Origin of the sequence: Empedobacter brevis NBRC 14943 = ATCC 43319 (assembly GCF_000382425.1) — a bacterium.
Classification (GTDB): domain Bacteria; phylum Bacteroidota; class Bacteroidia; order Flavobacteriales; family Weeksellaceae; genus Empedobacter; species Empedobacter brevis.
In genome coordinates, this window is sequence record NZ_KB908307.1 from 1 (window position 1) to 12,275 (window position 12,275).

Annotated in this window: 9 protein-coding genes and 1 pseudogene; 5 read left to right on the plus strand and 5 right to left on the minus strand. The window is 29.5% G+C overall.

All coding sequences use genetic code 11. From position 1 onward, the window contains the following. The 5 genes from H277_RS0117515 to H277_RS0117540 form a co-directional block, all read right to left on the minus strand. Window positions 1–1,461, minus strand: a 1,461-nt coding sequence (locus tag H277_RS0117515; protein WP_019976928.1) for a recombinase family protein, incomplete at its 3' end; no start/stop codon positions are given. Beyond that, on the minus strand, window positions 1,436–1,606 hold the full coding sequence (locus tag H277_RS20320) for a hypothetical protein (RefSeq protein WP_169337527.1): 171 nt from the start codon (window positions 1,604–1,606) through the stop codon (window positions 1,436–1,438). The genes H277_RS20320 and H277_RS0117515, both read right to left, overlap by 26 nt. A 509-nt stretch (window positions 1,607–2,115) precedes the next feature. Further along, entirely contained in the window at window positions 2,116–3,906 is a 1,791-nt protein-coding gene (locus H277_RS0117530) for an ATP-dependent nuclease (RefSeq protein ID WP_033422798.1), read from the minus strand. Between the two features lie 199 nt (window positions 3,907–4,105). Beyond that, window positions 4,106–5,101, minus strand: a complete 996-nt coding sequence (locus H277_RS0117535) for a DUF4365 domain-containing protein (protein WP_019976932.1) — start codon at window positions 5,099–5,101, stop codon at window positions 4,106–4,108. Between the two features lie 172 nt (window positions 5,102–5,273). After that, a complete protein-coding gene (locus H277_RS0117540; protein ID WP_019976933.1) occupies window positions 5,274–5,522 on the minus strand; it encodes a helix-turn-helix domain-containing protein in 249 nt (82 codons plus the stop codon). Between the two features lie 751 nt (window positions 5,523–6,273). On the opposite strand from H277_RS0117540, the gene H277_RS0117550 reads away from it, so the two are divergent. The 5 genes and pseudogenes from H277_RS0117550 (at window position 6,274) to H277_RS20640 (ending at window position 12,271) form a co-directional block, all read left to right on the plus strand. After that, the gene (locus tag H277_RS0117550; RefSeq protein ID WP_019976935.1) at window positions 6,274–7,056 is read left to right on the plus strand and encodes an RNA polymerase sigma factor; all 783 of its coding nucleotides are present in this window, start codon (window positions 6,274–6,276) and stop codon (window positions 7,054–7,056) included. 2 nt (window positions 7,057–7,058) lie between these two features. Then, complete coding sequence (locus tag H277_RS0117555) at window positions 7,059–8,156, plus strand: hypothetical protein (protein WP_026357712.1); 1,098 nt, start codon at window positions 7,059–7,061, stop codon at window positions 8,154–8,156. A 1,568-nt stretch (window positions 8,157–9,724) separates the two neighbouring features. Continuing rightward, window positions 9,725–10,273, plus strand: coding sequence for a BfmA/BtgA family mobilization protein (locus H277_RS0117560; RefSeq protein ID WP_019976937.1), 549 nt, complete (start codon window positions 9,725–9,727; stop codon window positions 10,271–10,273). Continuing rightward, the gene (locus tag H277_RS0117565) at window positions 10,273–11,232 is read left to right on the plus strand and encodes a DUF5712 family protein (protein WP_019976938.1); all 960 of its coding nucleotides are present in this window, start codon (window positions 10,273–10,275) and stop codon (window positions 11,230–11,232) included. The genes H277_RS0117560 and H277_RS0117565 overlap by 1 nt, the downstream gene beginning before the upstream one ends. 111 nt (window positions 11,233–11,343) lie before the next feature. Beyond that, window positions 11,344–12,271 (plus strand): annotated as a pseudogene (locus H277_RS20640) (IS982 family transposase). Window positions 12,272–12,275 lie beyond the last annotated feature (4 nt).

Consider the following 12,275-nt stretch of genomic DNA (forward strand, 5'->3'; position numbering starts at 1 on the left):
TTCTTCCTTCATTTTCAAATGATTAATCGAAAATAAATCCATCATTGTAGGTGTTCGATAAATCCCATTTTCATAGTATAAATTGCTGTCGAACACTATGTTTACAAATTCTCTTTTCTGTAAAGTATTAGCTTTAGAATAAACAAACTTCATATCCGTTAATTGATTCAGATTCTTTTCTAAGATTTTAAAAGCAACTTGTTGATCAGTACTATATCGCTCTATTGACCCTTTAAGAGTTATAATTTCATCATTGTAACTAGAAAACCAACGTTGATACGTATCCTTACTTACTTCGTTTTTAATCCATTTTTCTTCTACCGAAAATAACTTCTCTTGAACTGCTAATAATTGATTTTGTTTTTCAACAACCTTTTTTCTATTGTTTGATAGCTCAATTTCAAGTGATTTATTCGTTTCAGATTTAATTTTATTGAGTTGAACAGATGATAAGCTCATTAATTCACAAATTTGAAGAAGTTGATGATGAGCTTTTATAGCACTAATGTTATTGTGTCGTGAATGTCGGCATTTATAATAGTAAAAATATTTTCCTGATTTCCCTCTCGATGGGGCTCCTGATAATGGTGTTCCACAATGGCATTTTAATATCCCTCGTAGAGGAAGTTCATCATCTATGACTACACGCTGTTTAGTTGGATTTTTAAATTTTTCTTGAACCATCACCCATGAAGCCTTATCGATGATTGGTTCATGGATCGCATCAAATAATCCCCCAGGATAATTTTTATACGCTTCTACTTTTAATAATCCTGCATAGACAGGATTTTTTAGAACACGTTCAATCGCCATATTTCCCTTGGTAGTAAATCCAAGATTTCTAGCTTCTTCTTTTATCAAATAAAGGGGCGTGTTTTTAAGAAAAGCGTCATAAATATGGCGGACAATTTTAGCTTCTGTTTCTTCTACAATTAGTTTTCGTTCTTTTCGTTCTCCAATTTTCCTGTAGCCAAAAGGAGCATTTTTAAAAACAAATCGTCCTTCTTTTACTTTAGCAGTATAAATACCGCCTTTCACCTTTATACTTCGATTAATGTTGTCTTCTTCAGCTAGAAGTAATTGTAAACCTGCTCTGAAAAAACTACCAGGCGTGTCGTAATCGAAGATTATTCCCTCTGTAACGCTTACAACTTGAATGTTGTATTTTTTCTGAAGTAATTTCACCATACTCATCGCTTCACCTGCATCGCGACTAAAACGATCCAATTGGTCGACAAGAAGATAATCAACAGTTTTATAATGTTTCTTAATAAAGTCTTTGAGTTTAATAAAATCAGGACGATCAAATGTGCGAGCACTTTTACCACGATCAATAAAAGTGTCGATTAATTTAACTTCATTAAATTCTAACCATTGATCAGTATAAAGTTCTTGCCGTTCTATTGAACCATTACTCTGTCCGAGCTGACTAAACCTAAGGTATCTTATTGCTCTTTTCATAGTATTCCTTTAAAGTGGTAGATAAAATGATCTCTATAATCAAATTTACAACTTTTTCTTCCTTCTTAGCTTGTCTTTTTTGATTTATATCGACATTATCTTTTTGATTATCAGATATTTTTAAATATTCATCACCTTTCTTCATCATCTTATTCTTTATTATTCATAAAGTTTTTAAACATTTGAATCGTTTAATAAAAAGTAGTTCTAAATGATGAAGAAGCTATAAATAGGCATTTATTGGAAGTATATGTCAGGTATTGGTTTTGATTAATTAAGGAATTAATCAAGAGGTTAGTTTTGTTGTTTGGTGATCTCTAACGCAAAAAATAGTATACTAGCTAAAATGTATTTTTTGATGTATCTTCTTCGACAATCCTTCGACCGTTGTTCGACTGATGTTCAACAAAACGTACTTTTTCTCGAACCATTGTCGAAGGACACTCGAACAAACCTCGAAGAAATAGACTATTTTGTCCTTCAAAAAAAATAGACGATAAGATAACAAGTATATCTTATTGTGTAAAAAAGAAAACCTCGCTTAAAATATTTAGTGAGGTTGTATATTCATTGTTTTTTATCTTAAATAATTTCCAATACATCTCATGCCCTCTGGGCAAGACGAAATCTTAGTTATTATAGGCAGTAATATTGTTAGGATCCAATTTCCAAAAGCTTAGTTTCTAATTCCTCAATTGAAGACCATTCTGTACAATTAATAGGTGTTTCGCTTTCGAAGTTGATTAATGCTTTCAGAAGAGTTTCAACTTTATTAAAATAAATATGATTTTCTTCAAGTTTTTTTAATGCATTATATGGTTTTTCTTCATTTGCTATTTCTTCAAAATAGGCTTCTTCAAAATTTGGAAGAGAAGCTAAGAGTCTAGTAGAAGTACCTGCTGGTTTTGAATTTATAGCCTCCAAAATATTAGGATTATTTCCCCAAGCAGGATTAGCCATTTCTTTTCCTTTTTTGGTTGTAATTCTCGGCAAGTCACAATCGTGAAGAACAGAATAATCTGAACCAAAATGATTAAGAATCTTGATAAGCGAGACTATAGTAGCTTTTCCACGAGCTCTAATAATATTTATATTATTATATAATTCAGGTTTTTGTCTTTTGATATAATTGAAAGCTGTATATTCTGTATCCCCTTCGACAACTATAACTTTTCCACCAAAAAAGAATTCAGCAACATAAGGGTCACATAAATTAAGTAATTTTAAATTTCTTTTATCTTCATCATCTAAGTTAACCTTATCAGGTCTAAAAACAGTAGTTCCAATAATATCACCATTCTCTTGTTTTTCAACTTTAATAATTGTTGTATTGTCTTTTGAAAAATCTATAAAAATTGGTGAATGAGTTGTAACCATAACTTGCCAATTACCAGTTTCAGGTAATTCGTAAAGTAAGTTACAAGCCTCTCTTATAGCATTTGGATGTAAACATAATTCAGGTTCATCAATTAGTAATAAATGAGGTCTGTTTAAAGCCCCTTCAGGTTTTGCTTTTTGATTGTTTTCCGATATGAATTTTAGGGCTGTCCATAATAAAGTTCTACGTGCACCACTTCCTTGTCTATCGATTGTACTTAAATATCCATCTTCGGGTCCCATTAATAACTGTGTATCTGCTTTAAAAAGATTAATTGCATTATCTAAATTATCTTCGGCTTTGGCGTCAAAATCGATTTTATATTTTGGAAAAACTTTACTTATAAGTGTTGTTAATTCTTGATTTACTTCATCAATTTGATCTTTAGCCTCATCAAGAATTTTTTTCTGTAACTCTTTAACTTGTCTTAAAAGCTTTTGATATTCGTTTTCTTCTTCTCCTTCTTGGTTTAGATTTTTGTAATTTTTAACTCTTTCAGTCAAGGCTTGCATAATTAATTTCTTAATTTCATCTGCTTGCTTTTCTGGCGAATCAAAAGCATCTACTTTATGAGGTTCAGGTCTTCTTGAATTTGCGACATTTGGCGCTCCCCAAGGAACATTATCGCTCCAATCTTTTACTTCAACGTCAAATCCTTGTCTTTTAGGTTTTCCTTCACTTTCCCAAATGAATTTTTCCTTAACTATAAAATCTCCATTTTCTTGAATTTCTATCCATTTTTCTCCTGGAGCATTATCGTAGACTCTTGTATGTATTTCTATTTCAGGTAAATTTTCTGGGTCGATTTTGTTATGCGGGAAATCTTCTAAACTCAAGTTTGCTTTATTTGAGCCTTGAGACATAGCTAATTCATAAGCTTTAAGAATAGAACTTTTTCCTACATTGTTTGCTCCAACTAAAACTACTATATCATTTAAATCTATTTCGACAGGTGTACTTCCAATACATCTGTAGTTTTTGATAATTAATTTTGTAAGTTTTGGTTTTGCAACTTCTGGGTTATCTGAAACTAAAGAAACTTCTTCAATCTTTTTTGTTTTTGCCATTATTTTTTGAGTTTTATTGAGTATAATAGATGGTATGTTCTCAAACATACAACAACCATTTAATAAAAAAATACGTTTTCACGTAAAAACAAAAACCTCCTTAAAAAAAGCTTCTAAACATGTTATTATTTATACTATTTTGTGTTTTTGTACCTAAAATTGGAGTTGTGCAACAGTTACCCATGTTATGCGTTCGCTTTTATTTTTCATCAATTATTTCAGGCATTGTTGGATAAGATGTCATTAAACTAATCATTTTGGGTAGAAACCATTCACGACAAATGTCTTCATACATGGTCCCCAAGTTAGTTAGTTGATGCCATAAAACAATAATTTTATCTTTCGCAATTCTCCAATCTATTTCATCATTTTCTAAAATAGTTTTTACTTGAATTAGGTCAAATTTTGCTTGTGGTAATACTTGCCACTCATTGTGTTGCCATATATCCAAATCTTCTATTTGAGAAATAAAGTATAATATTTGAGTTTTAATTTCATATGGTTGATAGACTTTATCTTTTTCTATTTCATCTCGGTATGTCCAAACTGGATAATCTTTGTAGCCAAAAATATGTTTGATTTCGTTTTTTTGAAACGAAAATTTAGAAAAAGCCGCAAGAAGTTTAGCTCTTTTGCCATAAAATTTGAGAGCGTTGTTCGCTATATCAGGGTTGGATAATTTATTTAACGATGGTATATTAAATGTCACTGAACCTTGTTCTGTATATTTAGGGTTTTGTGGTAAAATTATTTTATCAATGTAATCGTTTACACAAACAAAATATGTCTCTCTATTTTTTATATCTACAACAAATAATAAGACAGGAACACTACCACCTAAAGATTGAAAGGTGAAAATTGAAGTTGTGTCAAAAGGATATTTTATTACGTCAAGTTTAGTATAAGATTTTCTATTTTCATTCCATATTCCTTTAGCAACATTTCCAACTTCATAAATAATTTCTTGCTTTAATTGTAATTCTTTTACCGATTTTACTTGGACATAAATGAATTCACCTAAAGTCTCAGCAACATCCTCATCTATTAATTCAAAAAGTTCGATAACCAAATCAATTCCATAATCTGGACGATTAAATTCTCTAATTACCCAGTGCTTTGGAATTTGACATTTTATAATTTCATATGATTCATCCTCCATTACATGTTGAAGAACTCTTTGTTTCTTTCTAATCATTTAGTTTATTCTAAAGTGACGTATAACATTGTTTTCACGCAGCTAATACAATATATGTTTCATAAAAAAATATCAGTAATTAGCCTAAATAACAAATATACAAACAAAACTAATTCATAACCATTGTTGTGCAAGTGTTTTTTTAATTAAAAAAAGCTCCTTATTAGAGCCTTTATTCATTATTATATTTATTAACATCAAAATCGAAATCTAAAAGAATTTTTGGATGAACATTTAAAGCTTTAGCTATTCGAATTAAATTACGTATAGTTAAGTTCGTTTTTCCTTTTTCATACTTATTAATATCGCTTGAATCAATTCCACTTAAGAATTCTAAATCATCTAAAGTTTGATTGTTTTTTTCTCTAAGATATGAAATTTGCTTTCCTATTTGAATTAAAAATTCATCTGTTATATCCATTTCTAAAGTATTTCAAAGCAAATTGAGATTATTATTAAAAATTTCTTTAGGGATATATCCCTATAATTGAAAAATATTGTTATATTTGTATAAGCGAATTGATAATTAGACTTTTAATCGTCATAATTAAAACGATGTAATCTCGAACCGAAACGACCAATTTTCTATCGAGAGTATCGTGAAATCGCTCCATGTCTCAAAAGTTTTGTACTTTAGCATACGGCATGGGCGGTTTTCACATATGCTTTAGGTAGAAGCTTAAATTTATTTAAGTAGGGTTTGGTCGCCCTCGGTACTAAAGTGTGAAGCCGCCTTGCTTTTTTTGCAAGTATTTCTTCATATACGAGAAACATCGTTCCATAAAACCAAACACAAAATGAGAACGAAACAATTTCCATTCATCCGAAAAAAACCACCAGATAAAGTCTGTTTGTTTTTAACCATTCTTTTAAAGAAAAATACTCCGTATTTATAACATTTTTTAAACACGGAACGTAAAGCAAAGGGCTATCCTTTCTTTACTCGCTCTCTATCAGAGCCTCAGTATTGAGACTTTGACAACATTTGTTTTACCTTTTTTATTCGGACATTAAAAGTAAAACGTTTCATGTCATTTTCCAAATTTATTGGGGCTACTACCTACTTTAAGTTGTAAGCAATGAGTATAGTTGAAATGACTAAAATTCATTTTAAGTTATGAAAACCTAAAAACTTGCAATAAATCAAAACTATTATAGTAAAATCCATTATTATGCTAGAAAAAGAATTTGAATTATTAAAAAAAGGTGATTCTACTGCTTTGGAACGTATTTATGTCAGATATCATAAACGAATCTTTTGGTTTGGAAAACGAATAATTAAAGATGAATTTGTAGTAGAATGTTTGGTTCAAGATGTGTTTCTGAAACTTTGGGAATATCGAGAGAAGATGGAATCCCCTGATCATATCTTTTTCTTTTTGAGGTTTGTAATGAAATACAGTTGTTATTCGCATTATGCTAAACCGAAGAATAAGTTTTTTAGAACTGTGAATTCGTTAGAGGATTATGAGAATTACCAAAGTTATTTGGCTGGATATGATCCCGCTGATGTATTGGAAAACCTGAACGAACAAGAAACACAACAGCACTATTTTAATGAAATTATAAAAGTATTGCCCTTATTAAGTGCTGAAAGAAAACATTTGATAGAACTCTGTTTAAAACATAGATTTCAGTACAAAGCGATTGCCAATGCAATGGGAAGAGGAATAACTGAAACAAGTAACGAAATTAAAAGTGCTATTGAAGATCTTAAGAAGATTTTAAGTCATCAAGATAAGTTAATTATTAAAACCAAAACAGTCTGTACAGAAGAGAAGTTAGAAAAGATGACCAAAACACAATCGTTGATTTTAAAACTTCGATGCGAGCATAAACAATCTTTTGCAAACATCGCAGAAGAATTACAATTGTCACAGAAAGAAGTACACAATGAGTTTATAGTCGCCTATAAATTTACCCAACAAAATAAAGTTCAATCCCTAAACTATTGATGATGGAAAAATCTACTTTAATACTCACTCGAAAAATACAGTTAATTGTTGATTTACCTACCCAAGAAGAACGTCAAGAGGTTTTGGAAATACTTTATAAATGGAGAAATAGGTGTTATAGAGCCGCTAATTTGATCGTTTCACATTTGTATATACAAGCGATGGTGAAAGAGTTCTTGTATCTTTCAGAAGGGGTTATACACAAGTTGGTTGATGAAAAGAAAGATGAAGCAGGAATCTTACAACGTTCGCGAATAAATACCACTTATCGTGTGATATCAGATCGTTTTAAGGGTGAAATTCCGATGAATATCTTATCGTGTTTAAATAGTAGACTCCAAAGTACGTTTAACAAAGATTACCAAGAATATTGGAGAGGAGAAGCTTCTTTAAAAAACTTTAAAAGAGATATGGCATTTCCTTTTGGATTGGAAGGTATTAGTAAATTATCTTATCATCCCGAGAAAAAAAGTTTTTGTTTTCGATTATTTCAACTTCCATTCAAAACCTATTTAGGAAAAGATTTTACAGGTAACAAAAAATTATTGGAACAAGTAGTAAGTGGTGAAGTTAAACTTTGTACGTCGCAAATAAAAATAGAAAAAGGTAAAATATTTTGGTTAGCTGTTGTTGAAATTGAAAAAGAAAACCATCAATTACAACCCGAAATGATAGCAGAAGCTTCCTTATCATTGGAATATCCATTGGTTGTAAAAGTAGGTAAATCTCGACTTTCTATCGGAACCAAAGAAGAATTTTTGTATAGAAGATTAGCGATACAAGCTTCCCGTAAACGAACACAAGCAGGAGTAACCTATGCGAAATCGGGCAAAGGAAGAACGAGAAAACTAAAAGCGCTAGAAAAAATGAGTGAATTAGAACGTAATTACGTACATAATCGATTACATGTTTACAGTAGAAGGTTAATCGATTTTTGTATCGATAATAAAGCAGGAACACTTATATTATTGGATCAAGAAGAAAAGATGAAGCTAGCCAAAGAAGAAGAATTTGTACTGAGGAATTGGAGTTATTACGAACTGATGACTAAAATAAAATATAAAGCTGACAAAGCAGGAATTGAGCTTATTATAGCATAAATTATAATTTTTGAGGGCGATTGTACACCCGTAAGGTGAGGTTGATTACGAACACTCACTAAATGTAAAAAAAACATATACAACAGCTCACTTATCGTTCTTTCATTAACAAATAATGGCAAGAAATCGCAATGGATTAGAAAGTATGTATTTCAAATGTTTTATACAAAAAACAATTTGAAGATTAAAAAAACAAACTCAGATACAACTCTTAAGTCAGCTTTGGAAATGAATTTAAATAAATGAATTTTGAACATTATAAAAATTTTGTTTGTCTATGTTTAACCTTGATTGGGTAAATAATAGAAATTCAAATCTTAAAATACTATAATTTTGAGGGTGATTGTACACCCATAAGGTGAGGTTGATAATAAACACTCACTAAATGTAAATTACATATACAACGCGTGGGTTCACTTACTTTCATCAATAATTAATAGCGGATACTCTTTGATGTTAAAAGCAAGATAATGAGAACGTATATTTGTCTGAAATTCGTATTTCGGAATTGGAGTTCGTTTACAACAAAGTGAATTTGTGGGAAAACATTTTTCATCTATCTATATTCAACTTAAAATAAAAAAATTAATAGAAATTCAATCCTCAAAACACTTTAATTTTCATCCGCTATATCTCAGCTTATTAAAGAGTTTTATCGAATAGGTGAAAGCATAACATCTGTTATCCTTTCAATGGCTGTGACAGCCAACTTTACTAAATATTATTGATTATTCACTTTTATAAGTAATTTGATTAAAAAGGATAGATGCTCAATCAAAAGAAATAAAAAGGCAGCTAAGTTTGAAAGGACTCCTGCGCTATAGCCAGCCAAAAGCTTACGGCATAATGAAACAGAAAAACAAAAATAAAGTTATTTTTTCTGTTTCACCCTTTGGGACTTAATCCGTTTCCTTTTGTCTCTGCACTGTCCTTTCCGATTTACTGCTTTCTTTTTCTCCTTTTTCTTTTGAAAACTAAATCTAAATAAAGATTTAGTTATTTTCAATTTCTTGTATATACATATAGTAAAATGCTTTTACATAAAAGCGTACAATTGTAATTATGTATTGATGTAAATATTTACTTACATATTTAAGTAAACATATATCCACTTGCTACTTTTAAAAGCGTATTTAGCTATCTATAAACATAATTCAATAGTGTTGTATTTCTTTTATACTATATATTCTGATTTTCTAACAGATTTGCAATCTTCATTTCTAAATGGTAGCATTTGGAATTTAGTGACATAATTTGTCTTATAACCAATTGCTTATAGATACCTTACTTTGTAAAATAATCATAAAAAGCTTAATGCAGTATCTAAAAATTTATTTTAGAACGAATGGTCATAATAAAATGCAATTATTTGGAAACATATAAATGTTTTGGAAAAAGCAAGCGGGAGTTGGGCAGAGCCCTACTTGCTTGCCTCTTTACTGCGTTATAGAGGATTTTCGTATACCAGAGGTATACATTTGACCATATAAGCTCTATATAATCATAAAAATGGTATATCACCAGGTATACATAAAGAAAAGATGAATTGGATTTAGAAAATTAAGAAGATGAAGCAGAATAATACCAACAGCATTCGTTATCCAAAAGAAACAGATGAAAAATTTGAGAAGCTAGCTGAAAATTTAAGACGAAGCAAAAAAGAATTGTTTTGTCAGATGGTGGATTATTTTTACCGATGTAAAAAAGATCCTTCAGATGCTGGAGATGAAATCTTGAAGAAAGAACTTTCTTCAGGAATCAGTCGTATTATAGCTTTTATTCGACAGCAAGAAAAAGATTTCTTATTGCCTTTGTTTTCTGATATTGCTATTCTAAAAAATACTTCACATAATCAAAAAGAGTTGTTAGAAAAAATAGAACAGTATTTAATAGAAGAAAATAAGCAAACTTCAATACTTACGAAACAAAATCTACAGATCACAAATGCATTAAAATATTTACTATCCAAACAGAAAGAAAAAGAAGTTTTGAAGAAGCAATTTGCTCAATTATTGGATGATTATATCTACAAGCGTGAAGAAATGGGTTGGACAACTTCAGGATTAAAAAAAGAAGAACTTGTCAATCGTATTAAACAATCTCTTAAAAACCTATAATGATGTTTATTCGTATTACACATTCTGAAACGGGTAATAATAAAGGAAGTTGCGGTCAATTGGTTAAATATTTAGAAAAAGAAAATAAATCGTCAGAACAAAAGAAAGAACTTGAATATTGGTTTAATCATCAAAATAAAACCATTTCACCTCAAGAAGTTCGTGTAAATATTGACCATAATATTGCCAAATTAAGTCGTAATGACGCAAAGTTTTTTCTAATTAATATTAGCCCAAGTGAGCAAGAAATTATGCATTTAAAAGAGCGTTTTGGAAATAAAGGTACAGAAGAAAAATTAAAAGAATATGCTAGTAATGTGATGGATGCTTACGCTCAAAACTTCAAACGCAATGGAATTGAAAATGGTAAAGATTTACTGTGGTATGGAAAATTAGAACATCATCGCTATTACCACCATACGGATGAAGAAGTAAAACAAGGACTTTTAAAAGTAGGAGAAACTAAAACTGGTGAACAAATGCATATTCAGATTATTGTTAGTCGAAAGGATCGTACAAATAAAATCAAGCTTAGTCCAATGAATACCTCACGAGGTAAAAATCAAAGTCATTCTGCAAAATTGGGACAGTTTGATCGAGTAGCTTTTAAAGAATCTGGTGAACAAATTTTTGATAATATGTTTGAATTTAATCGATCATTAGAAGATTCGATTCATTATAAATTGATTATGAAAAATGGAAATACTGAACAGAAAAAAGTACTTAATTTTTTAGAAGATTTTGAAGCTAAATCTAATAATACAAATCAAGAAATAATCCTTAATACAGTAAACGAACTTTACAAAAATCGAGATATAAAATATGAAGAATTTGTAGATATAAACAATAATTTTACAACCAATATTTTTAATATTTTCTCGCAATCTGATCCATCAATTCAAGAAAATGTAGATCATCAAATTCCTCTCTTTATAAAAAAGAAAAGGAAACTTAAATGAAGGAATAGGATGATTGAATATTATATCAATCCGTATTGTATTATTAAAAAAAAAAGTTTTTCAACTAACTGAAAATGATTAATTTATATTATTTACCGGTCAGATATAAATATGAGCAACTTAGAAGCAAGTTACAATTTAATTTTCAACGAATTATGTAAATTATCAAAGAATGATAATTAATATTTTAAACCGATTAAGCCAAAACTATCAGATTTAGAGTTGATTAGCTTGATTATTTTAGCTAAATTTAAGTTAATAGATTCTGAACATCAGCTTTTTAGAGATATTAAAGGTTTTGCGATTGAATCTAAAATTGAACGTAGTGTTTATAATCGAAGAAAAAGGAAATTATTTCCATTCTTGGAAGAAATAAGATTAAAAATGGTGAATAAATTGACCGAGTTTGAGAACTTTTTTGTAGTCGATAGTATGCCTTTGGAAGTCTGTAAAATCTCACGTTCAATCGAAGTAAAATATGTAAATAGGTCGATTATGCCATGCCAAATAAGGGTTTTTTACACTTCTCAAAATCTTCACTTTTACGGCTATAAATTACATGCAGTTTGCTCTAGAAATGATGTTTTCAAAGTTTCAATTTATCTCTGCATCCGTTCATGATATCCATTATTTACAAGATTTGAATTTTCAAATTTCTGATTGTGTGTTACTTGTTGATAAAAGTTTTTTGTTTCAAACCATTAAATTGACTTATTTACAGAAGTTAATTTAAAATTAGAAACACTAAAAGAGCTAATGAAAAAGAATATAAACCATAATTTTATGCCTTCAAAAAATATAGAAAACGAATCGAAACCTTATTTTCTCAGTTCTGTGATCAGTTTATGATTAGACGAATTGCAAAGCACATCAAGAATTCCAAATAAAAAAGATAAACTAATGAGTAAATTATGCCAAAACTTTCGAAGGTTTTAAAACCAGGATTTTAGCGAAAATTACAACTTTAACTACTATTAATATCTAAATAAATTTCTGTTTAATAGAAAATATTAATAAGATAAAAATTAATCTTGTTTGATAAT

Coding starts and splice junctions, on each gene's coding strand:
- H277_RS20320 (WP_169337527.1), bottom strand. CDS start 1,606: ATGAAGAAAGGTGATGAATATTTAAAAATATCTGATAATCAAAAAGAT.
- H277_RS0117530 (WP_033422798.1), bottom strand. CDS start 3,906: ATGGCAAAAACAAAAAAGATTGAAGAAGTTTCTTTAGTTTCAGATAAC.
- H277_RS0117535 (WP_019976932.1), bottom strand. CDS start 5,101: ATGATTAGAAAGAAACAAAGAGTTCTTCAACATGTAATGGAGGATGAA.
- H277_RS0117540 (WP_019976933.1), bottom strand. CDS start 5,522: ATGGATATAACAGATGAATTTTTAATTCAAATAGGAAAGCAAATTTCA.
- H277_RS0117550 (WP_019976935.1), top strand. CDS start 6,274: ATGCTAGAAAAAGAATTTGAATTATTAAAAAAAGGTGATTCTACTGCT.
- H277_RS0117555 (WP_026357712.1), top strand. CDS start 7,059: ATGGAAAAATCTACTTTAATACTCACTCGAAAAATACAGTTAATTGTT.
- H277_RS0117560 (WP_019976937.1), top strand. CDS start 9,725: ATGAAGCAGAATAATACCAACAGCATTCGTTATCCAAAAGAAACAGAT.
- H277_RS0117565 (WP_019976938.1), top strand. CDS start 10,273: ATGATGTTTATTCGTATTACACATTCTGAAACGGGTAATAATAAAGGA.